Here is a 21,249-nt window from a genome sequence, read left to right on the forward strand (position 1 = left end):
CGGCTCCGCCGCGTGGGCGCGACCAGCCACAACGAAACCGGTCACCGTGAGACGGCATGGCGGGGCAGGACGTACGAAGTCAACGGTCCGCGGTCGCCGACGGCGAAGGCGCCCCACGGGAGACGTCCGCCTCTTGAGGTGCTGGAAACGGGTGGGCGGGTGGGTTACTCGGCGGCGGGGAGCGCTGCGCGCGGACGTTGCCAGCCGCGCGCACCTCGCGCTCGCAGCCACGCCGTCGTCTCCTCCGGCGGCATCGCCGCGGCGACCAGCCAGCCCTGGACGGCGTCGCAGCCGAGGTCGCGGAGGCGTTCCCAGGTCTCGTCGTCCTCGACGCCCTCGGCGACGACCAGGAGGCCCAGGGAATGGGCGAGGTCGACGGTGCAGCGCACGATCTCGGCGTCCTGCGGGTCGACGGCGAGGCGGGCGACGAAGGAGCGGTCGATCTTCAGCTCGCTGACGGGGAGGCGGCGCAGGTGGACCAGGGACGAGTAGCCGGTGCCGAAGTCGTCGAGGGACATTTTCACGCCGTGGCCGGTGAGGCCGTTGAGGGTGTCGGCGGCGCGCTGGGGGTCCTCCAGCAACACGTGCTCGGTGATTTCGAGTTGGAGCGCTCCCGCCGGGACGCCGTGCCGGGCGAGGCGGGCGGCGACGGACCCGGCGAAGCCGGGCGTGTGGACGTCGCGGGGCGAGACGTTGACGGCGACCGGCACGCGCAAGCCCTGCGCACGCCACCGGGCGACCTGCTCGAGTGCCGTCTCCAGCACGTACTCCGTGAGGTGGGGCATGAGCCCGGACGACTCGGCGATGGCGATGAACTCGTCCGGCGGGACCTTGCCGCGCTCGGGGTGCACCCAGCGCACCAGCGCCTCAAGTCCCGCGACCTGCCCGTCGAACCGCACCTTGGGCTGGTAGTGCAACTGCACTTCGTGCGCGTCGAGGGCCCGCCGCAGATCGCCCAACAGGCCGAGCCGGTCGGGGGTGTTGGAGTCCCGCTTGGACTCGTACACCTCGACGCCCGTACGGTCCCGCTTCGCCTGGTACATCGCGACGTCGGCCCGCCGCAGCATCCCTTCCGCGTCGACGGCGTGGTCGGGGAACACGGCGACCCCGGCGCTGGCCTCCAGGACGAGGGTCAGCCCGTCGAGGTCGAGCGGTGAACTCAGCGTCGTCACCAGGGCTCTGGCGACCCGCGTCGCGGACGTCGTGGAGTCGGCGACGGGCAGCAGCACCGCGAACTCGTCCCCGCCGAGCCGGGCGACCTCGGCGCCGCGCGGCAGCGCCGCCTTGAGCCGGTCGGCTATCTGCAACAGCAGCCGGTCACCGGCGAGATGCCCGAGCGTGTCGTTGACGGACCGGAACCGGTCGAGGTCGATCAGCATCAACGCGGCCCGCGCGCCGATCCGTTCGGCGTCGTCCAGCGCGGTCCAGATCCGCTCCAGCAGCCACTGCCGGTTGGGCAACCCGGTGAGCGGATCGCGGAGTTGCTCCTCGGCGCGCATGCGGGCGATCCACAGCGTGGAGTCGAGCGCGATGAGGGGGATCGAGAACAGCGGCAGCAGGACGGGTTCCGCGTCCGCGACGACGCACACGAGCGGCGCGATCCCGAGGAGCGCGACGGCGACGATCGACTGCCGTACGAGGGCGGTGCGGGCGACGGTCGGCAGACCGCCGTGGAAGGGCCCCTGGAGGAACCAGAGCAGGACGCGGGTGACGGCGAGGTACGCGACGGCGACGAGGACGACCTGAGGGGCCGTGTACACGGTCCACGTCTCGGGGTCCCACGGCGCTTCGACGGACGGCACCCGCCCGCACACCGCGAGCACCAGCGCGCCCGCCCCGATGCCGAGGATGTCGACGGCGCCGTGCAGGATCCCCTGCCGCCACCGATGCCGGCGCGCGACGCCGACGAGGACGACGACGGTGAGGCTGACGAGCCCGGCGGGCACCCAGCCGTAGAGCAGCAGGACGGCGAGGGTGAGCGCGGCCCCGGACCCCGTACCGCCCCACCAGCGGGCGCGTCCGAGCATGACGAGGTGGCCGACGATGACCCCGGTGAGGAGCGCGAGGGACCAGCCGAGGGTGCCGGAGGGGAACAGGGCGTGGCCGCCGGTGAAGGCCCGGTAGAACCCGGCGCCGAGCGCGAGCGCGGCAGCGGCGACGACGGCCGCGGGCAGCGCCGACAGGCTGTGCCGCTCGCTGTCGCCGTCCGGCGAGGAGCCGCCGGGCAGCGACACCATGCCGTCGGCTACCGGCAGCGACACCACGGCCTCGTCGGCCGTGCGAGCCGCCCACAGGCTCCGCCCGCTGATCCCGGCCGTCCAGCGCGGGCGCAGCCGGGAGTCCGGAGCGGCGCTCTCGGTCGGTTCCATTCCGTCCCTCTCACAGCCGGCGGTGCCCACGCCGCGTGGGACATGCCTGGTCCCCGGTTCTGACAAGCCGGGGATGCGCCGGCCGCAACTGGGCACGGCAGGCGCACAACTCAACAGTAGGCCGATCAGGACGTGTACGGGCAGCGGTCGGCGACGGTTGCCCGAATGCGCACCGGCCACCCGTATCGCTCCCAAATGCGCCGAACGGGTGGCCTTTCACGGCTACTCCTCGACCGGAAGCGCCGCGTCCGCAGCCGCCTCGGGGCCCTGCTCCAGGAGGACGGCGAACCCTTCCTCGTTCAGAACGGGCACCTTGAGCTGCATGGCCTTGTCGTACTTGGACCCGGGATTGTCACCCACGACGACGAAGGACGTCTTCTTCGATACCGACCCGGTGACCTTCGCGCCTCTCGTCTGGAGCGCCTCCTTCGCGCCGTCCCGCGTGTGGTGCTCCAGCGTGCCGGTGACGACGACGGTGAGCCCCTCCAGCGGGCGCGGGCCCTCGTCCTCGCCGGAGTTCTCCTCCTCCATGCGTACGCCCGCCGCGCGCCACTTGCGCAGGATCTCCTGGTGCCAGTCCTCGGCGAACCACTCCTTGAGCGAGGCGGCGATGATCCCGCCGACTCCGTCGGTCCCGGCGAGTTCTTCCTCAGTGGCCTGCTCGATGCGCTCGATGGACCGGAACTCGCGCGCGAGCGCCTCGGCGGCGACCGGCCCGACGTGCCGGATCGACAGCCCCGTCAGCACGCGCGCCAGCGGCCGTTCCTTCGCCGCCGCGATGTTCTCCAGCATCGCGACCGCGTTCTTCTTCGCCTCGCCCTGCTGGTTGGCGAAGACGGTGGCGATCTTCTCCTCGCCGGTCTTGGGGTCGCGCTTGGGCAGGCCGCTGTCCTGGTCGAGGACGTACGCCTTGATGGGCAGGAGCTGTTCGATGGTGAGGTCGAAGAGGTCGCCCTCGTCGAGGAGCGGCGGCGTGTCGGGCTCCAGCGGCTTGGTGAGGGCGGCTGCGGCGACGTATCCGAAGTGCTCGATGTCGAGGGACTTGCGGCCGGCGAGGTAGAACAGGCGCTCACGCAACTGGGCGGGGCAGCTACGGGCGTTGGGGCAGCGCAGGTCGACGTCGGCCTCCTTCATGGGCCGCAGCGGCGTCCCGCACTCGGGGCACTCGGCGGGCATGACGAACTCCCGCTCGGTGCCGTCCCGCAGATCGGCGACCGGCCCGAGGATCTCCGGGATCACGTCCCCCGCCTTGCGCAGCACGACCGTGTCCCCGATCAGCACCCCCTTCGCCTTGACGACGTCCTGGTTGTGCAGGGTCGCGAACTCGACCTCGGAGCCCGCGACCGTCACCGGCTCGACCTGCGCGTACGGCGTGACGCGCCCCGTACGGCCCACGCCCACGCGGATGTTGATGAGCTTGGTGTTGACCTCCTCCGGCGCGTACTTGTACGCGATGGCCCAGCGCGGCGCGCGCGAGGTGGAGCCGAGGCGGCCCTGGAGGGGGATCTCGTCGAGCTTGACGACGACGCCGTCGATCTCGTGCTCGACGGAGTGCCGGTTGTCGCCGTAGTGCTTGATGAACTGCCGTACGCCGTCGAGGTCACCGACGACCCTGTTGTGCGCGGAGGTCGGCAGGCCCCAGGTGCGCAGCAGGTCGTACGCCTCGGAGAGGCGGGTGAGGCCGTCGTAGCCCTCCAGGGCTCCGATGCCGTGGACGACCATGTGCAGGGGGCGGCTGGCGGTCTTGCGGGGGTCCTTCTGGCGGAGTGAACCGGCCGCCGCGTTGCGGGGGTTGGCGAAGGGCTTGTCACCGATCGCGACCAGGTGGGCGTTGAGCTCGGCGAACTTCTCCATCGGGAAGTAGACCTCGCCCCGGATCTCCACGAGGTCGGGGACGCGGTCGCCGGTGAGGCGGTCGGGGATCTCCGCGATGGTGCGGACGTTGGGCGTGATGTCCTCGCCCGTGCGGCCGTCGCCGCGCGTCGCCGCGCGGGTGAGGCGGCCGTGCTCGTACGTGAGGTTGACGGCGAGGCCGTCGACCTTCAGCTCGCACAGGAAGTGGTACACGGATGTGCCGACGTCCTTGTGGACGCGCTCGGCCCAGGCGGCGAGTTCGAGGTCGTCGAAGGCGTTGTCGAGGGACAACATGCGCTGGCGGTGCTCGACGGACGTGAACTCCGTCTCGTACGCGCCCGCGACCTTCTGCGTCGGTGAGTCCGGGGTGCGCAGCTCCGGGAACTCCTCCTCCAGGGCCTCCAGCGCGCGCAGGAGCTGGTCGAACTCCGCGTCGCTGACGACGGGGGCGTCCTTCACGTAGTACCGGAAGCGGTGTTCCTCGATCTGCTCCGCGAGCTGGGCGTGCCGCTCGCGGGCCTCCGTCTGCTTGTCGCCGGCCACCTTTGTCCTCCGTTACTCAGGGTTGTCCGCGAGGGATCTCGCCGCCCGGACGCAGTGGGCGAGCGCGGTGCGGGCGTACGCGGGGGAAGCGCCCGCCAGCCCGCACGCCGGGGTCACCGTCACGGCCTCGGCGAGAAGCGCCGGTGACAGCCCCAGCCTGCGCCACAGCGTCCTGACACCCATGACGCTACCGGCAGGGTCTGACAATGCCGTGTCCGTGCCCGGCACGACACCGGTGAACAGCTTCAGGCCCGCTTCGACGGCCTCACCGATCGCGTCGTCGTCACGCTCGGTGAGGAGCGAGAAGTCGAAGGAGACGGCGGCGGCTCCGGCCCGGCGCAGCAGGGCGAACGGGACGTCGGGGGCGCAACTGTGCACGATCCCGTGCGCGTTCACGCCGAGGACGTCCCGGAGGGTCGCCTCGACGAGCTGGCGGTCCACGGCGCGGTGGGTGCGGTAGCCGCTGGCGGTCTTGACGTGTCCGCGCAGAACGGCGGTGAGGGAGGGCTCGTCGAGCTGGAGGACGAGTTGAGCACCGGGGACGCGCCGCTGGACCTCCGCGAGGTGCTCGCGCAGGCCCTCCGCGAGGGAGCCGGCGAGGTCGCGGCAGGCGCCCAGGTCGGACAGCGCGGACTCGCCGTTGCGCAGTTCCAGGGACGCGGCGAGCGTCCACGGGCCGACGGCCTGCACCTTCAGCGGCCCGGTGTACTCCTGCGTGAACTCCTCCAGCGCGTCCAGGTCCTCGCCCAGCCACGAGCGCGCCCGCTTCGTGTCCCGGCCCGGCCTGTCCCCCAGGCGCCAGCCGCTCGGCTCCACGCGCGCGTACAGCTCGACGAGCATCCCCGCCGTACGGCCGATCATGTCGGCGCCCGGCCCGCGCGCGGGGAGTTCCGCGAGGTGGGGGAAGTCCTCGAACGAGCCGGTGACCGTCTTGGCGGCCTCCCGGGCGTCACCGCCGGGCAGGGAGCCGACGCCGGTGGCGGGGGCGAAACGAAAGTCTGGGTTCACAGGCGGAAGCCTACGTACGCGTGGGCGCGGGAACCTCGTCCGATGATCCTCGCTCTTCCTGTCCGGCCGTCGACAGCCGTTCCGGGGGGAGCTTTTTCATGCCGTGCCGCCGTCTGCCCGTGGTGTGGGCCGTGCCGGTCGTGTGGACGTGGGCGTTCGGCCTGTGGGGGATCACCCGGCAGGACAGCGTCTGGCGCGACGAGGCGGCCACCTGGCAGGTCGCCTCGCGGTCCACCGGCGAGATCTGGCGGATGCTCGGCAACGTCGACGTCGTCCACGGGGCCTACTACCTGCTGATGCACGTCCTGTTCGAGTGGTTCGGCGCGAGCGTCCTCACGCTGCGGCTGCCGTCCGTCGCGGGGATCGCCGTCGCCGCGGGGTGTGTCGCCGTCGTCGGGTGCCGGCTCGCCGACCGGTGGGTGGGGCTCGCCGCGGGCCTCGCCCTCGGGCTGCTGCCCGCCGTCCAGTTCCAGCTCCAGGAGGGGCGGTCGTACGCGCTCGTCGCGGCGGGGGCCGCCGTGGCGACGCTGCTGCTCGTCGACGGGGTGCGGGGGCGCGGGCGCTGGGTGCTGTACGGGGGTGTCGTGCTGGTCATCGGGCTGCTGAACTGGCTGTCGCTGATGGTTATCGCCGCGCATCTGGTGACGTTGGCGTGGTGCGGGGCCGGGCGGCGGGTGTGGGCGCGGTGGGGAGCGGCGGGGGCGCTCGCCACGGCGGGCGTTCTGCCGCTGGTGCTGTTCAGCCGGTCCCAGTCCGAGCAGGTGGCGTGGATACCGCCGTTGACGTGGGGGACGCTGATCGGGCCCGCCGTCCTGGTGGGGATCGGGTGCGCGGGGGCGCTGGTGGATCGCCCGCGCGCGGGGCGGTTGTCCGTGACGGCCGTGGGGCTGCCGTTGCTGGTGGTTCCGCAGGCCGGGTTGATCGGGTTGTCGCTGATCCGGCCGCTGTACATGGATCGGTACGTCCTTTTCAGCATGCTCGGGCTCGCGTTGCTGATCGGATCGTCCCTAGGGGCGGCGATACGGACATTTTCGAAAGCGCGGGGGGTCGTCCTCGCGGGGGTGGTCGCGTTGGCGACGGTGGCGCTGCTGCCGTACTCCCTGGCGAAGCGGGCGCCGTCGAGCCGCATCGACGACGTCCTTGCCGTCGCCTCCGACGTACGGCGGCTGAAGGCGCCCGGGGACGCGGTGGTGTTCGTTCCGGCGGCCCGCCGGGACACGCGGTCCGTGTCGCCCGACGCCTTCGCGGGGTTGCGGGACATAGCGCTGGTGCGGGGGCCCCGGGAGTCCGGGACGCTCAAGGGGGTCGAGGCGGACGCCGGGCGCATACGGGCGGCTGTGCTGAACGAGCGGCGGGTGCTGCTCGTGACCGACGCCGAAGAGATCGCACGGCCCGCGCGGGCGGCGCGGGACCGGGCGAAGGTGGCGGTGTTGGAGCGGCACTTCCGGGTGGTCGCCGATGAGCAGGTCAGAGGGCGACGGGTGATCGTTTATGAACGCCGCTGACCGGATCAGCGTCCTGGGCGGACCGTCAGGTCGTTGATTTCGGCGTCCCTCGGGAGGTCGATAGCGGTCACGATCGTCGTCGCCACGGACTCCGGGTCGATCCACTTCCCCGGGTCGTACTCCTTGCCCTCCTGCTGGTGCACCTTCGCCTGCATCGGGCTCGCCGTGCGCCCCGGGTAGACCGAGGTGACCCGTACGCCGTTGCCGTGCTCCTCGTGGCGGAGGGAGTCGGCGAGGGCCTTCAGGCCGTGCTTCGAGGCGGCGTACGCGGACCACTCGGCGTGCGCGGTGAGTCCGGCACCGGAGTTGACGAACAGGACGTGGCCCTTCGTCGTGCGGAGCTGGGGCAGGAAGTGGCGGGTCAGTTCCGCCGGGGCGATCAGGTTGACGTTCAGCTGGTGGCGCCACGCCTTCGGGGTCAGCTCGCCCACCGGGCCCAGGTCCACGACACCCGCGATGTGCAGGAGCGTGTCCACCCGGTCCGGAAGCGTCTGGTGGGAGAACGCCCAGCTCAGCTTGTCGGGGTCGGCCAGGTCCCCCACGAGGGTCTGGGCGCCGGGGAACTGCGCGGCGAGTTCCTTGGCCCGGCCCGCGTCCCTCGCGTGCAGGACGAGCTGGTCGCCCCGTTCGTGGAGGCGGCGGGCCACTGCTGCGCCGATGCCTGAACCGGCGCCGGTGATCACATGTGTCGGCATACGGATCATTCTCGCGGGCACCGATGAGTTCCGGGCACCGCTACCGTCTACCCCTCGCTACCGCTCCAACCGGAAAGAGGCAGGCATGGGTTACATCGACATCGACGGAATCTCCCTCTACGTCGAGGAGCACGGGGACGGCCCCGGTACGCCGCTGGTCCTTCTGCACGGCGGGCTGGGTTCCGGTGAGATGTTCGCCCCGCTGCTGCCGTCGTTGGCCGAGGGGCGGCGGGTGCTCGTCGTCGACCTCCAGGGGCATGGGCGTACGGCCGATGTGGACCGGCCGTTGCGGGCGGAGACGATGGCCGACGACATCGCCGGGCTGCTGCGGAAGTCGGGCATACCGCAGGCTGACGTCCTCGGCTACTCGGTCGGGGCCGACGTCGCCCTGCGCACCGCGATCCAGCACCCCGGGGTCGTCCGGCGCCTCGTGATCGTCTCCACGCCGGCCCGTCGCGACGGGTGGTTCCCCGAAGTCCTGGCCGGCATGGACGCGATGAGCTCCGCCGCCGCCGAGCCCATGAAGCAGTCACCGGTCTACGAGATGTACGCCCGCCTCGCGCCCCGCGTCGAGGACTGGCCCGTGCTGGTGGGGAAGGTGGCCGAGCTGAAGAAGGTGCCGTACGACTGGAGTGCGGAGGTGGAGGGCATCTCAGCGCCGGTGCTGCTGGTGTTCGGCGACGCGGATGCCGTGCGGCCGGCTCATATGGTCGAGTTCTACGGGCTGTTGGGCGGGGGCCTGAAGGACGCGGGGTGGGATGGTTCGGGGCGGGTCGCGTCGCGGCTGGCTGTGCTGCCGGGGGTGACGCATTACGACGTGCTGATGTCGCCGTTGCTGGCGGGGGCGGTGGGGGCGTTCTTGGGGTAAGCGGTTCAGTTCCCCGTCAAGTACACCAGCGCTTCCGCCGGTTCCTTCGCGAAGTGCATCAGGTTCGACAGGGGGACCGGGAGGAAGCCCTCGGACTCCATGCGGCGGAACTGTTGCTCCAGGCCGTCGTAGTAGCCGGCTGTGTTCAGGAGGACGACCGGTTTCGTCGTCTGACCGTGCTTCTTCATTTCGAGGATCTCTGTGGCCTCGTCCAGTGTGCCCGTGCCGCCGACCATGATGACTACCGCGTCGGCCTTCTCGATCAGGAGTCGCTTGCGTTCGGCGAGGTCCTTGGCCACGACCATCTCGTCCACCTTGGGGCGGACCCGCGCCGCGAGGAACTGCACCGAGACTCCGCAGAGGCGTCCGCCGGACTCCTCGACCCCGTCCGCGACCACCTTCATCAGACCGGCGTCCGAGCCTCCCCACACCAGCGTGTGGCCGCCCTTGCCCAGGAGTCTTGCGAACTCCCTCGCCGGGAGCGTGTAGCGGTCGTCGAGGTCTGCTGCGGAGAGGAAGACACAGATGCGCATGGCGCCTACCGTACGGGGGATGAGCGAAGGACATCGCATCACTGTCGAGCCGTCGTCCGCGCGCGTGCGCGTGGTGCACGGGGTGCTTCTACTCGCCGAGAGCGAAAGGGCGTTGGTCCTGGAGGAGACCGGGTGTCCGCCCCGGTACTACATCCCCGCCGAGGACGTACGCCTCGATCTGCTGACCCCCTCCGACACCCACACCGTCTGCCCCTTCAAGGGCACCGCCTCCTACTGGTCCCTCCCCGACGCGCCCGATCTCGCGTGGGCCTACCCCGAGCCGTACGACGCCGTCGCGGCGATCAAGGGCCACATCTGCTTCTACGACCCCGAGGTCTCCTGACGGAGTCTCACGCGGCGGACGGTTCCGGTTCGGGCTTGGCGAGGGCGAGTTCGAACCAGATCGTCTTGCCGGGGTGCCCGTCGCCGGTCCCGCAGCCGCCCCAGCGGTCCGCGAGGACGTCGAGGATGAGGAGCCCGCGCCCGTTCTCCGCGTGCAGCGCCGTGCGGGCGGGGCGGTGGCCGGGGACGAGGGGGAGGCTCGGGCGGGTGTCACCGACGCTGACGCGGAGTACGGGGTGCAGCCACTGGAAGCGGAGGAGGGCGGGGCCGTCGGTGTGCCGTACGGCGTTGGTGGCGAGCTCCGTGGCCAACAGCTCGGCGCGGTCGGTGAGTTCGGCGAGGCCGTGGTCACCGAGGACGGCGCGGAGGGTGAGGCGGGCGATGCGGGGGGATCGGGGGTCGCGGGGGATGCGGAGTTCGTAGTCCCAGGGGGCGTCGAAGGGGAGGGGTTCGAGGGTGGGGATGTCCATGCGGGCCTCCGGGGACGGGTGAGTGATGCGCCTCACAACATAAAGGGAACTTTTCTAACGGTGCTACCCGGTCACACGAAAGGGTTATTTATTGGCGTTCGCTGGACGGGGCCGGAAGGGGGTCGACACACTGTGCGGCGACCAAGGAGGTTCCATGGCACCGCGCCAGTCCCCGACGATCCTTCAGCGCCGATTCGGTGTGGAACTCAAGCGTTTGCGCGAGGGGGCCAACATGTCCGTCCCCGTCGCCGCCGAGCACCTCGGCACGGACCGCACCGTCATCTCCAACGTGGAGGCAGGGCGGTTCGGCATCAGCGAGGAGCGGTTGCGGCGTCTCGCGGCCATCTACCAGTGCGACAACGACGCGCTCATCGACACGCTGGCCAAGATGACGGGCGGCCGGAAGTCAGGTTGGTGGGAGGAGTACCGAGGCAAGATCCCTCCGACTTTTCTGGACGTGTCGGCGCTGGAGGACTTCGCAGTGCGACTGCGCACGGTGCAAGTTGCCCACCTGCCCGGCTTGTTCCACACGGAGGATCACTGCCGGGCCATTTTCGAACTCGTCGTGCCGCCCTTGCCCCGACTGGAACTTGAACTCCGAGTCGCCCACCGGCTGGAGCGCCAGCAGGTGATCGCCGGGGACAACCCCACCCCATACGTGGGCTACGTTCACGAAACCGCCCTGCGGATGCAGATCGGCGGCCGGGACACCACTCGTACCCAGCTCCGGTACCTCATGGAGGTCAGCCAGCGTCCGAACGTGAGCCTTCGGGTAATCCCGTTCGCCGTCGGCGGGTTCCCGCTGTTCGGGGATGCCTCGGTGCTGTACGCGGACGGCCCCAACCTCCACCTCGACACAGTCCAGTTGGACACTCCGACCGGTGGCATGTTCGTCGACTCCCCCACCCAACTGGCCAACTTCCGTAAGAAGCTCAGCCTGGTCGATAAGGTGGCGCTGAGCAGCAGCAAGTCAAGAGACTTCATCCGTACCATCGCAAGGGAACTCTGAGAGTGGCACAGGCGTCCGGCCCCCGCTGGATCAAGTCGTCGTACACCGGCGAGGGCGGCAACAACTGCGTCGAAATTGCCGTCCTCGACCACCACATCGCCGTACGCGACAGCAAAATCCCCGCCCGGACGTTCACCCTCACCCGCGCCGCCTTCACCGCCCTCGTGAGGTCCCTGTGACTCCGGAAGCCCAGCAGATACGCGACTTCTGGACCCGCCTCGGCCTCCCCGGCATCATCGACGTCCACACCCACTTCATGCCCGAGCGCGTCCTGCGCAAAGTGTGGGACTACTTCGACTCCGTCGGCCCCCTCACCGGCATGGAATGGCCCATCACCTACCGCGTCGAGGAAGCCGAACGCACCGCCCTCCTACGGGACTTCGGCGTCCGCGCCTTCACCTCGATGCTCTACCCGCACAAGCCCGGCATGGCCCGCTGGCTGAACGGATGGGCCGCGGAGTTCGCCGGGCGTACGCCCGACTGTCTGCACACGGCGACCCTTTTCCCGGAGCCCGGCGTCGAGTTGTACGTCCGGGAGGCCGTCGAGGCGGGGGCGCGGGTCTTCAAGGCGCATGTGCAGGTGGGGGGTTACGACCCCGCCGATGAACTGCTCGACCCCGTATGGGGGTTGCTCGCCGAGGCGGGCGTACCGACCGTCATCCACTGCGGGTCGGGGCCCGCGCCGGGCAAGCACACCGGCCCTGAACCGATCGCCCGCATCCTCACGCGCCACCCCCGACTCCCCCTGATCATCGCCCACATGGGTATGCCGGAGTACGTGGAGTTCCTCGACCTCGCCGCCCGGTACCCCGAAGTCCGCCTGGACACGACCATGGCGTTCACGGACTTCGTGGAGGCCATGACGCCGTTCCCGCCCGACGCCGTGCCCCGCCTCGCGGACCTCGGTGACCGCGTCCTGCTGGGCACGGACTTCCCGAACATCCCGTACCCGTACCTGCACCAGCTCCAGGCACTGGAGCGGCTGGGGCTGGGCAGGGAGTGGCTACGGGGCGTGTGCCACGACAACGCGGCGGCGTTGTTCGGGGTCTGACCCGTCAGGCGTTCGCCGTCTCGCGCCGCGTCGTCGTCGCGATCGTGGCCGAGCCGACGACCCGCGTCCCGTCGTAGAGGACGATCGCCTGACCGGGGGCCACACCCCGTACGGGCTCCGTGAACTCCACCTGGAGTTCCCCGGCGACCAGCTCCGCCGTGACCTCCGTCTCGCCGCCGTGCGCGCGCAGCTGGGCCGTGTAGACCGCCGCCCCGACGGGAACCGTCCCGCACCAGCGCGGCTTGATGGCGGTGAGGGCCGTCACGTCGAGGGCCTCCGCCGGGCCGACCGTCACCGTGTTGTTGACCGGCGAGATGTCCAGGACGTAGCGCGGCTTGCCGTCGGCGGCCGGCGTACCGATGCGCAGCCCCTTGCGCTGGCCGATCGTGAAGCCGTACGCGCCCTCGTGGGTGCCGAGCTTGGTGCCGGACTCGTCGACGATGTCGCCCTCGGCCTTGCCGAGACGGCCCGCCAGGAAGCCCTGCGTGTCGCCGTCGGCGATGAAGCAGATGTCGTGGGAGTCGGGCTTCTTGGCGACGGCGAGGCCACGGCGTTCGGCCTCCGCGCGGATCTCGTCCTTGGTCGTCAACGTGTCCCCCAACGGGAACAGTGCGTGCGCGAGCTGCTTCTCGTCGAGGACGCCGAGGACGTACGACTGGTCCTTCGCCATGTCGCTGGCGCGGTGCAGTTCGCGGGTGCCGTCCTCGTGCTGGATGACCTTCGCGTAGTGGCCCGTGCACACCGCGTCGAAGCCGAGGGCGAGGGCCTTGTCGAGGAGGGCGGCGAACTTGATCTTCTCGTTGCAGCGCAGGCAGGGATTGGGGGTGCGGCCGGCCTCGTACTCGGCGACGAAGTCCTCGACCACGTCCTCACGGAAGCGGTCCGCGAGGTCCCAGACGTAGAACGGGATGCCGATGACGTCCGCCGCGCGGCGCGCGTCGCGGGAGTCCTCGATCGTGCAACAGCCTCGCGCGCCCGTGCGGAACGATTGCGGGTTCGCCGAGAGGGCGAGGTGGACACCGGTCACGTCGTGGCCGGCTTCCGCTGCTCGGGCAGCGGCAACAGCGGAATCGACCCCGCCGGACATGGCGGCGAGGACTCGGAGGGGGCGCGCGGTCTCAGTCATAGCCCCTCCAGGGTACGGGGCGCCGGGAACCTGGGCTCACGGATATGCGTTGGGGATCATGTGGGGGCAGTGCGAGGAGGGGTGCCATGGGGTCGGGACAGCGGGAAGGCGAGCGGCGCATCGGGCGGCGGGCGCTGATCTTCGGGGGTGTGGCGGCGGCGGTCGGGGGTACGGCCGTGGTCGCGCGGGAGGACCTGTCGCGGCTGTGGTGGAAGCTGCCCGGGAACCGGCGGCCCCGCGTCGAGGGCGCCGTCGACTTCGCGGGCGCGCGGTGGGTGGAGGCGTCCGACGCGAACTTCCGCTGGGCGGACCGGCCCGACGACTACGACGTCGACATGATCGTCGTCCATGTCACCCAGGGGGACTTCGCCAGCGCCGTGAAGGCGTTCCAGGACCCCGGGCACCTGGCCGCCGCGCACTACATCGTCGGGCAGGACGGCCGGATCGCCCAGATGATCCGCGAGCTGGACGTCGCGTACCACGCGGGAAACCGGTCGTACAACGAGCGCAGTGTGGGGATCGAGCACGAGGGGTTCGTGGACCGGCCGGAGGACTTCACGGACGCGATGTACGCCGCTTCGGCGCGGCTCGCCGCGGGGGTGTGCGTGCGGTACGGGATTCCGGTGGACCGGGAGCACATCATCGGGCATGTGGAGGTGCCGGGGACGGACCACACGGACCCCGGGGAGCACTGGGACTGGGACCGGTACCTGAAGCTCGTCGCGGAGGCTAAGGAGGCGTTGTCCAAGGCGGAGGCGTGAGGGCAGGGCCGCGCACAGCAGCGCCCCCGTTACGTCAGCCCCGCCGCCCTCGCGCGTTCCACCGCCGGGCCGATCGCCTTGGCGACCGCCTCGATGTCGGCCTCCGTGGAGGTGTGGCCCAGGGAGAAGCGGAGGGTTCCTCGCGCCAGGTCCGGGTCCGTGCCCACCGCGAGCAGGACGTGGCTCGGCTGGGCCACACCCGCCGTACAGGCGGAGCCCGTCGAGCATTCGATGCCCTGCGCGTCCAGCAGCAGGAGCAGGGAGTCGCCCTCGCAGCCCGGGAACGTGAAGTGCGCGTTCGCCGGGAGGCGGCCCTCCGGGGACGGGTCGCCGCCGAGGATCGCGTCCGGGACCGCCGTACGGACCGACTCGACGAGGGTGTCCCTCAGGGCGCCGATCCTCCGCGCGAACAACTCCCTGTTCCGCGCCGCGTGCTGGCCCGCCACCGCGAACGACGCGATGGCCGGGGTGTCCAACGTGCCCGATCTGACGTGGCGTTCCTGGCCGCCGCCGTGCAGGACCGGTACGGGGGTGTACTCGCGGCCCAGCAGGAGCGCGCCGATGCCGTACGGGCCGCCGATCTTGTGGCCCGAGACCGTCATCGCGGCGAGGCCCGACTCCGTGAAGTCCAGGGGGAGCTGGCCGTACGCCTGGACCGCGTCGGCGTGCAGGGGGATGCCGTACTCGCCTGCGACCGCCGCGAGTTCGCGGATCGGCATGACCGTGCCGATCTCGTTGTTCGCCCACATGACCGTGGCGAGGGCCACGTCGTCGGGGTTCCTCTCGATCGCCTCCCGGAGGGCGTCGGGGTGGACTCTTCCGTACGCGTCCACCGGGAGGTACTCGACCGTCGCGCCCTCGTGGTCCGCCAGCCAGTCGACCGCGTCCAGCACGGCGTGGTGCTCCACGGGGCTGGCGAGTACGCGGGTCCTGTGCGGGTCCGCGTCCCTCCTCGACCAGTACAGCCCCTTCACCGCGAGGTTGTCCGCCTCCGTGCCGCCCGATGTGAAGACGACCTCGCTGGGGCGGGCGCCGAGCGATTCCGCCAGGCTTTCCCTCGCCTCCTCGACCGTACGCCGGGCTCTGCGGCCCGCCGCGTGCAGGGCTGAGGCGTTGCCGGTGACTCCCAGGTGCGCGGTCAGTGCCTCTGCCGCCTGGGGGAGCATCGGGGTGGTTGCGGCGTGGTCGAGATAGGCCATGGTTCAGCGATTGTACGGGCCTGGGGGTGGGGTGGAGTGAAGTGGTGCGGGTGGGGGTGGGCCGGGGTCAGAAGCTCCAGGAGATCGACGCGTCCGCCTGCATGAAGGCGAACAGGACCACCAGGTCCGCGATGCCCAGGGTCAGGCCCAGGAGGGCTCGGCCTCGGCGGGTTGTGCCTCGGAGCAGGGAGATCGTCGCCAGGGCTATGGCTATCGGGCCCAGGAAGAGGTTCAGGACCAGGAGGCCCACCAGGCCCAGGATGAACGACGCCACCGCCATGCCGTCCGGGTCTCGGGGGGTGGACGCGGCTCGGGGGGCGGGGGCTGCTGTCAGGCGGAGCATCAGGCTTCCCTTCGGGGGCCGGTGGTGCGGCGGCGGGTCGTACGTTCGCGGATCGCGAAGATCGCCAGCCAGGCCGCGATCACCGTTGCCGCTATCAGCGTGACGCTCAGCGGGGCGTGCGCCACCGTGCCCATGGCTACGCCGAGCAGCAGGAGCGCGGCTACCAGGAACAACATCGGGGGATCCCTTCGCGAGGCTCGTTACGGGTGAGTGAACAGTTGTGGTTACAGTTGTTCACTGACTAGGAAGTCTAGTCCCTGCGACCGGCTTTGCGATTACGGAGAACAGTTGTTAACTGGAGAGATGAGTCACACCGTGGGCGTCCGCCAGGCACAGAAGCAGAAGACCCGGCAGGCCTTTCTGGACGCCGCGCTCGAGTTGCTGGAGGAGCAGAGCCTCAGCAGCCTGGGGCTCCGCGAGGTGACCCGGGCCGTGGGTGTGGCGCCGACCGCCTTCTACCGGCACTTCCGGTCCATCCCCGACCTCGGGGTCGCCCTCGTCGAGCAGGCGCTCGGGAGTCTGCATCCGATGATCCGTACGACCGTCATCGCCACGGACGATCCCGAGCAGCGGATCGCCCGGGCCATGGAGTTGATCGACGGGCACGTGTCGGCCCACCCGGCGCATGTGCGGTTCATCGCTCGTGAGCGGCATGGGGGTGTTCAGCCCGTTCGGGAGGCCATCCGCGCCCAACTCGCCCGGTTCGCCGAGGAGGTCCGGGATGAGCTGGCGAAGGACTCCGAGGCCGGGGGGTGGAGTGAGGCGGATCTGTTGATGCTGGCCCAGCTGTATGTGGATCAGATGCTGATCGTCGCCTCGTTGTTCCTGGAGACGTTGGACGCGGCTGCCGAGGAGCGGGCGGTGGTGGTTGATCGGGTCGCCCGGCAGATGAGGTTGATCAGTATCGGGCGGTCGCATTGGAATGCGCGGTGAGAGCCGGTGAGAGCTGACCTGCCGAACTCGATCGACGGCACCCTCCTGACCTGTCTGTTCAGCCCAGCTCGTGTTCCGAGCGCTGGTACAGGGCCGTGACGGAGGCGAGCGCGGTGCGCAGTTCCGCGCGGACCTCCGGCGGGGAGACGACCTCCACGAGGTCGGAGAACATGAGGAGTTGGCGGGTCGCGGGGAGCTGCGCGTAGCTGAGGCGTACCGGGACCCAGTCCGCCGAAAGGTCCAGCTCTTCCTGCGGGTTGGCCAGTTGTGCCGCCGCGAGGCGGAGGAAGCGGTCAAGTCCGTCGCGGCGCACTCGGACCGCCACCTCGATCGTTGCCGGGCGTTCCTCGACCTGGCGTCTCAACACGTCCCAGACGTCGGCGAGTTCGACGCCGGGGCGGCGCTTGACCGGGACCGCGAGGCGCTTCGCGGACCGGATCCGGTCGGCGCGGAAGAGCTGGGGCCTGCTGCGGCGGTCGGCGACCAGGTACCAGACGCCCGCCTTGGACACGAGGCCGTAGGGGTCGACGGTGTACGTGCGGGGGTCGGTCGTCCCGCTGTGCCGGTAGCTCAGGCGCAGGCGGCGGTCCGTGAGGACGGCGTCCTGGAGGGTGCCCAGGTCCACGGGTTTCGCCTCGCCGTTCATCCACCAGCGCGTCGCGTCGACGAGGATGCGGCGGCTGGTGACCTCGGCGGCGGGGCGGTGCGGGGCGGGGAGCGCGGCCATCACCTTCCGCAGGGCGGAGCCGAGCGCGGAGTCCAGGCCGAGGGCCTCGTGCGCGCCCTGGGCCGCGAGCACGAACAACGCCCGCGACTCGTCGGCGGTCAGGCCGGTGACGTCCGTACGGAACCCTTCGAGCAGCCGGATGCCACCGTGCCGGCCGCGCTCGGCGTACACGGGTACGCCCGCCGCCGACAGGGACTCGACGTCCCGGTAGATCGTCCGCTCGGACACCTCCAGCCGGTCGGCCAGCTCGTGCGCGGGGACCAGGCCCCTGGTCTGGAGCAGCAGGAGGATGGAGAGGAGGCGATCGGATTTCACGGGACCAGCATCCCGCAAAAGTTGACGGGAGGTGTCAGGTTTCGGTGGCAGCATCCTCGTGCACAGCAGCCGTTACGGAAAGGTACGTCCATGACTGTCGACCCTCGGTCCCTGTACGCCCAGGCCACTGCGCAGGTCGGGGAGTTGATCGCCGCCGTGCGGGATGAGCAGTTCGGGGCGGGGACGCCGTGTCCGGAGTTCGATGTGCGGGGGCTGTTGTCGCACGTCGTCGGGGTGATGGTGCGGGTCGCCGTGACCGGGGAGGGCGGGGACGGGCTCGTCGTGGAGGCGTTCGTGGAAGGGGTGGGGGACGACGAGTGGGGGACGGTGTTCGAGGAGGCGCGCGTTCGGGGTGTGAAGGCATGGGAGGACGACGCGTCGCTCGCGAAGACCGTCCGGGTGCCGTGGGGGGAGGTGCCGGGGGCCGCTGCCCTTGCCGGGTACGTGATGGAACTGGCCACGCACACCTGGGACTTGAGCGAGGCCCTCGGGTGGCCTGTCGAACTCTCCGGCGAGGTCGGGGAGTTCGCTCTGGACGTCGCTCTGCGGAACCTGCCCGGGCCTCGGCGGCCGGCCGGGATTCCGTTCGGGTCCGCCGTCGCGGCGCCTGAAGGGGCCGACTCCTATGGGAAGTTGGCCGCCTGGACCGGGCGGGAGCCGGTTACGGCAGGGTGACGCGGGCGAGTTGGCGGGACTGGGCGACCAGGCGGTCCTCGCTGTCCCAGATCTCCGCGTCCTCCTCCAGGAAGCCGCCCGCGAGGTTGCGGGTGGTGATGGCGACGCGGACCGGGCCCGGGGCGGGCAACGCCCGGATGTGGGCGGTGAGTTCGACCGTCGGGACCCAGCCCTTGAGGCCGAGGTCGAAGGCGGTCGGGGGGAGGGCGTCGACCGCGAGGAGGAGGGAGAGGGGGTCGGCGTCGCGGCCGTCGGCGAGGCCGAACCAGGCCCGGGACTCGCCCTTTCCGGAGGGCCGGCCGAGGGCCCAGCCGACCGTCGCGGGGTCGAGTTTGAGCATCACCCGTTCCGCTATGGGCTGCTGGTCGGCGGAGCCGGGTGCGTCGTCCGGGCCGACGCAGTGGGTCAGGGGCGGGAAGGCGGGGGGTTTCGCCGACGTGCGGACGTCGTCGGGGAGGGCCGTCAGGTCGCCGTAGGAGGCGAGGACGCGGATGCGTTCGACTTCGGCGCCCGTCTCGTCGTACTGGAACAGGGACGCCTGGCCGGTGGAGAGCGTGCGGCCGGTGCGGACCGTTTCCGTGCGGACCGTCGCCGGGCCGGGGCGGGAGGCGCTCAGGTAGTGGGCCGAGATCGTGAAGGGGTGGGGGTGCGGGAGCGTGTCGCCGAGGGCCCGGCCGAGGACGGCCAGGAGGTAGCCGCCGTTGAGGGCGCCGAAGATCGTCCAGCCCGCCGGGAGGTCGATGTCGTACACACCGGGGTCGCGGGGGGTGAGCGTCGTCGCGCGGTCGAACTCGCTGTCTCCGACGGTGGCGGGGGCGGCTGTCTCTGGCATGGGTGAACACTACAACAGGCCGTTACTAAGCAGTAGCTTTACCGGCCGGTAGCCCTCCGCTCCCGCAGGATCCACGGCGGGCCTCGGTGAGGCTCCGGCAATTTCTCGGTAAGTGTCCGCACACGTCCGTAAACCCTGGGCCCGTGTTTTCCCTCTGTAGGGACATGAGCCTTACCGGGACCCCGTTCCTCTACACGCTGATCGCGCTGGCGGTCGTCGCCATCGTGCTCCCGCTGTTCCTGTGGACGCGGCTGCGCGGGCCGCGCGTCCTGCGGGGCGGGGTGCGCTTCCTGATGCTGCTGTTCGCGCAGGGCACCGCCGTCGCGCTGGTCTTCACTCTGGTGAACAACTCCAACAACCTGTACGACAACTGGGCCGACCTGCTCGGTACGGGTTCGCACGTCAACCAGGCCCGGGACCTCGGCGCGAGCGGCACCGGCGGGATATCGGTGAAGAAGCTCCCGAAGGTCAAGCAGAAGTTCACCGACGCCGAGGGGCCGGGGATGCGCGCGGCCGGCGGGGTCATGCAGACCGAGCTGAAGGGGCAGGTCTCCGGCGTCACCGCCGAGGTCTACGTCTGGCTGCCGCCGCAGTACAACGACCCGTCCCTCAAGAACATCCACTTCCCCGTCGTCGAGCTGCTGCCCGGCTACCCCGGCTCCGCGAAGGCCTGGTTCGGCTCCCTGCACGCGCACGAGCAGCTCGCCTCGCTGATGCGGCAGGGCAAGATCGCGCCGTTCATCCTGGTCGCGCCGCGTACGACGCTCCTCGCGGGCGTCGACACCGGGTGCGCGAACGTGCCGGGCACCGTCAACGCGGACACCTGGCTCAGCGTCGACGTGCCGAAGATGGTCACCGACAACTTCCGCGCCCTGCCCGCGCCCAAGGGCTGGGCCGTCGCCGGGTACTCGGCGGGCGCGCACTGCGCGACCAAGCTGGCCATCGCCCACCCCGACCGCTACCGCGCCGCCGTCAGCCTCTCGGGGTACAACGACCCGATGGGCGAGCGCTCCTCCCTCACCGCCCAGGACCCGACCCTGCGGCACGACACCAACCCCTACTTCATGCTCCAGAAGGCGACCCCTCCCCCGGCGGTCTCCCTCTACCAGTCCGGCCAGCCCGGCGACGGCTACGAGGCGGGCCTCGCCCTCAAGAAGGAGGCCAAGGCGCCGACGGTCGTCCACGTCGTCTACATCCCGAAGAAGGTCGGCGGCCACAACATGAAGCTGTGGAAGCCGCAGGTGGTCCCGGCGTTCCAGTGGCTGACGGTCCAGATGGGCCTGACGAACGTGAAGGGTGACGACGCCGGAGGTACTACGGGTAGTACGGAGGCCTCCGGCAGCGCCGGTGCCACGGGGACGGGTACGGGTGCCGCCGGTACCCGGGGTACTACTCCTCTCGAACAGTAGAGCGGCGGTTCCAGGCTCGCGGTGCCCGCCAGTGGTAGTGCATCGCGAGCAGGCGCAGGACGAACGCGGTCATGGCCGCGAGGCCGCTGGTCAGCGGGGTGAGCGCCTCGTAGTGGATGCAGACCACCACCATCGTCGCGCCCACCATCGCCGGGACCGCGTAGAGGTCGCGGTCCCAGCGCAGGAGGGACGGGACCTCGTTCGCCAGGACGTCCCGCAGGACACCGCCGCCCACGCCCGTCGCGAGGCCGAGGGTCGCCGAGGCGGTCAGGCCCAGGCCGTGGTCGTACGCCTTCGTCGTGCCCGCCACGCAGAACAGGCCGAGGCCCGCCGCGTCGAAGACGTTCACCGCGTTCTGGATGCGCTCCACCTCCGGGTGGAGGAAGACGACGATCAGGGCGGCGATCAGCGGGGTCAGGAAGTAGCCCAGGTCCGTGAACGCCGCCGGGGGCACCGCGCCGATCACCAGGTCGCGGAACAGGCCCCCGCCCAGCGCGGTCACCTCGGCGAGGACGGCGATGCCGAAGACGTCGAAGTTCTTGCGGACCGCCAGCAGGGCGCCCGAGAGGGCGAAGACGAAGATGCCGGCGAGGTCCAGGGTGTGCTGGACGGAGGGGCTGAAGATTTGCTGGAGCACCCGCACATTCTTGCTTATCGCGGGGTGTCTTCCTTGCTATGCAAG

General features: G+C 70.7%; 23 protein-coding genes. 10 read left to right on the plus strand and 13 right to left on the minus strand.

All coding sequences use genetic code 11. The annotated features are described in order from the left end of the window. Positions 1–164: 164 nt before the first annotated feature. From PV682_RS16670 to PV682_RS16680, 3 genes are all read right to left on the minus strand, one after another. Positions 165–2,369: a putative bifunctional diguanylate cyclase/phosphodiesterase gene (locus tag PV682_RS16670; protein WP_319730450.1), complete on the minus strand. Its 2,205-nt coding sequence runs from the start codon at positions 2,367–2,369 to the stop codon at positions 165–167. Between the two features lie 222 nt (positions 2,370–2,591). Beyond that, positions 2,592–4,766: an NAD-dependent DNA ligase LigA gene (gene ligA, locus PV682_RS16675; protein WP_319730451.1), complete on the minus strand. Its 2,175-nt coding sequence runs from the start codon at positions 4,764–4,766 to the stop codon at positions 2,592–2,594. A gap of 12 nt (positions 4,767–4,778) precedes the next feature. After that, on the minus strand, positions 4,779–5,774 hold the full coding sequence (locus PV682_RS16680) for a methionine synthase (protein ID WP_319730454.1): 996 nt from the start codon (positions 5,772–5,774) through the stop codon (positions 4,779–4,781). Positions 5,775–5,872: 98 nt separating this feature from the next. Here PV682_RS16680 and PV682_RS16685 point away from each other — a divergent pair, with 98 nt between their 5' ends. Further along, on the plus strand, positions 5,873–7,279 hold the full coding sequence (locus PV682_RS16685; RefSeq protein ID WP_319730456.1) for a hypothetical protein: 1,407 nt from the start codon (positions 5,873–5,875) through the stop codon (positions 7,277–7,279). A 5-nt stretch (positions 7,280–7,284) separates the two neighbouring features. Here the strand turns inward: PV682_RS16685 and PV682_RS16690 are convergent, their stop codons facing one another. Next, the gene (locus tag PV682_RS16690; RefSeq protein WP_319730458.1) at positions 7,285–7,983 is read right to left on the minus strand and encodes an SDR family oxidoreductase; all 699 of its coding nucleotides are present in this window, start codon (positions 7,981–7,983) and stop codon (positions 7,285–7,287) included. 76 nt (positions 7,984–8,059) lie between these two features. On the opposite strand from PV682_RS16690, the gene PV682_RS16695 reads away from it, so the two are divergent. Further along, entirely contained in the window at positions 8,060–8,842 is a 783-nt protein-coding gene (locus PV682_RS16695; RefSeq protein WP_319730461.1) for an alpha/beta fold hydrolase, read from the plus strand. Positions 8,843–8,847: 5 nt separating this feature from the next. Here the strand turns inward: PV682_RS16695 and PV682_RS16700 are convergent, their stop codons facing one another. Next, complete coding sequence (locus PV682_RS16700) at positions 8,848–9,375, minus strand: LOG family protein (RefSeq protein ID WP_319730463.1); 528 nt, start codon at positions 9,373–9,375, stop codon at positions 8,848–8,850. Positions 9,376–9,394: 19 nt separating this feature from the next. On the opposite strand from PV682_RS16700, the gene PV682_RS16705 reads away from it, so the two are divergent. Then, positions 9,395–9,718, plus strand: a complete 324-nt coding sequence (locus tag PV682_RS16705; protein WP_319730465.1) for a DUF427 domain-containing protein — start codon at positions 9,395–9,397, stop codon at positions 9,716–9,718. Between the two features lie 7 nt (positions 9,719–9,725). Here the strand turns inward: PV682_RS16705 and PV682_RS16710 are convergent, their stop codons facing one another. Continuing rightward, positions 9,726–10,223, minus strand: a complete 498-nt coding sequence (locus PV682_RS16710) for an ATP-binding protein (RefSeq protein WP_319730467.1) — start codon at positions 10,221–10,223, stop codon at positions 9,726–9,728. 118 nt (positions 10,224–10,341) lie between these two features. On the opposite strand from PV682_RS16710, the gene PV682_RS16715 reads away from it, so the two are divergent. From PV682_RS16715 to PV682_RS16725, 3 genes are read left to right on the plus strand one after another with little or no spacing between them, the layout of a single operon-like run. Further along, positions 10,342–11,196 (plus strand): helix-turn-helix domain-containing protein, encoded by an 855-nt coding sequence (locus PV682_RS16715; RefSeq protein ID WP_319730470.1) that lies wholly within the window; start codon positions 10,342–10,344, stop codon positions 11,194–11,196. 2 nt (positions 11,197–11,198) lie between these two features. After that, the gene (locus tag PV682_RS16720) at positions 11,199–11,375 is read left to right on the plus strand and encodes a DUF397 domain-containing protein (RefSeq protein WP_319730473.1); all 177 of its coding nucleotides are present in this window, start codon (positions 11,199–11,201) and stop codon (positions 11,373–11,375) included. After that, positions 11,372–12,247, plus strand: a complete 876-nt coding sequence (locus PV682_RS16725) for an amidohydrolase family protein (RefSeq protein WP_319730475.1) — start codon at positions 11,372–11,374, stop codon at positions 12,245–12,247. Before PV682_RS16720 ends, PV682_RS16725 begins: the two co-directional genes overlap by 4 nt. 4 nt (positions 12,248–12,251) lie before the next feature. On the opposite strand, the gene mnmA is transcribed toward PV682_RS16725, so the two are convergent. Continuing rightward, positions 12,252–13,373 (minus strand): tRNA 2-thiouridine(34) synthase MnmA, encoded by a 1,122-nt coding sequence (mnmA, locus tag PV682_RS16730; protein WP_319730477.1) that lies wholly within the window; start codon positions 13,371–13,373, stop codon positions 12,252–12,254. An 86-nt stretch (positions 13,374–13,459) separates the two neighbouring features. Between mnmA and PV682_RS16735 the strand changes: the two genes are divergently transcribed. After that, a complete protein-coding gene (locus PV682_RS16735; protein ID WP_319730479.1) occupies positions 13,460–14,134 on the plus strand; it encodes an N-acetylmuramoyl-L-alanine amidase in 675 nt (224 codons plus the stop codon). A gap of 29 nt (positions 14,135–14,163) precedes the next feature. On the opposite strand, the gene PV682_RS16740 is transcribed toward PV682_RS16735, so the two are convergent. The 3 genes from PV682_RS16740 to PV682_RS16750 form a co-directional block, all read right to left on the minus strand. Beyond that, positions 14,164–15,333, minus strand: a complete 1,170-nt coding sequence (locus tag PV682_RS16740) for a cysteine desulfurase family protein (protein ID WP_319730480.1) — start codon at positions 15,331–15,333, stop codon at positions 14,164–14,166. Between the two features lie 67 nt (positions 15,334–15,400). Further along, complete coding sequence (locus PV682_RS16745) at positions 15,401–15,676, minus strand: DUF4190 domain-containing protein (protein WP_319730481.1); 276 nt, start codon at positions 15,674–15,676, stop codon at positions 15,401–15,403. Then, a complete protein-coding gene (locus PV682_RS16750) occupies positions 15,676–15,852 on the minus strand; it encodes a hypothetical protein (RefSeq protein WP_165854455.1) in 177 nt (58 codons plus the stop codon). The genes PV682_RS16745 and PV682_RS16750 overlap by 1 nt, the downstream gene beginning before the upstream one ends. Before the next feature lie 127 nt (positions 15,853–15,979). On the opposite strand from PV682_RS16750, the gene PV682_RS16755 reads away from it, so the two are divergent. After that, positions 15,980–16,609, plus strand: a complete 630-nt coding sequence (locus PV682_RS16755) for a TetR family transcriptional regulator (protein ID WP_319730483.1) — start codon at positions 15,980–15,982, stop codon at positions 16,607–16,609. Between the two features lie 58 nt (positions 16,610–16,667). Here PV682_RS16755 and PV682_RS16760 read toward each other — a convergent pair whose 3' ends face one another. Further along, on the minus strand, positions 16,668–17,651 hold the full coding sequence (locus PV682_RS16760) for a helix-turn-helix transcriptional regulator (RefSeq protein ID WP_319730486.1): 984 nt from the start codon (positions 17,649–17,651) through the stop codon (positions 16,668–16,670). A gap of 90 nt (positions 17,652–17,741) precedes the next feature. Here PV682_RS16760 and PV682_RS16765 point away from each other — a divergent pair, with 90 nt between their 5' ends. Next, positions 17,742–18,326: a TIGR03086 family metal-binding protein gene (locus PV682_RS16765; protein ID WP_319730488.1), complete on the plus strand. Its 585-nt coding sequence runs from the start codon at positions 17,742–17,744 to the stop codon at positions 18,324–18,326. On the opposite strand, the gene PV682_RS16770 is transcribed toward PV682_RS16765, so the two are convergent. After that, complete coding sequence (locus tag PV682_RS16770) at positions 18,313–19,158, minus strand: thioesterase family protein (protein WP_319730490.1); 846 nt, start codon at positions 19,156–19,158, stop codon at positions 18,313–18,315. The genes PV682_RS16765 and PV682_RS16770 overlap by 14 nt on opposite strands. A gap of 164 nt (positions 19,159–19,322) precedes the next feature. Between PV682_RS16770 and PV682_RS16775 the strand changes: the two genes are divergently transcribed. After that, complete coding sequence (locus PV682_RS16775; protein WP_055723701.1) at positions 19,323–20,567, plus strand: alpha/beta hydrolase; 1,245 nt, start codon at positions 19,323–19,325, stop codon at positions 20,565–20,567. Here PV682_RS16775 and PV682_RS16780 read toward each other — a convergent pair. Continuing rightward, the gene (locus tag PV682_RS16780; RefSeq protein ID WP_055723702.1) at positions 20,548–21,204 is read right to left on the minus strand and encodes a trimeric intracellular cation channel family protein; all 657 of its coding nucleotides are present in this window, start codon (positions 21,202–21,204) and stop codon (positions 20,548–20,550) included. The genes PV682_RS16775 and PV682_RS16780 overlap by 20 nt on opposite strands. Positions 21,205–21,249 lie beyond the last annotated feature (45 nt).

It is taken from the genome of Streptomyces niveiscabiei (assembly GCF_033794345.1).
Lineage (GTDB): Bacteria > Actinomycetota > Actinomycetes > Streptomycetales > Streptomycetaceae > Streptomyces > Streptomyces niveiscabiei.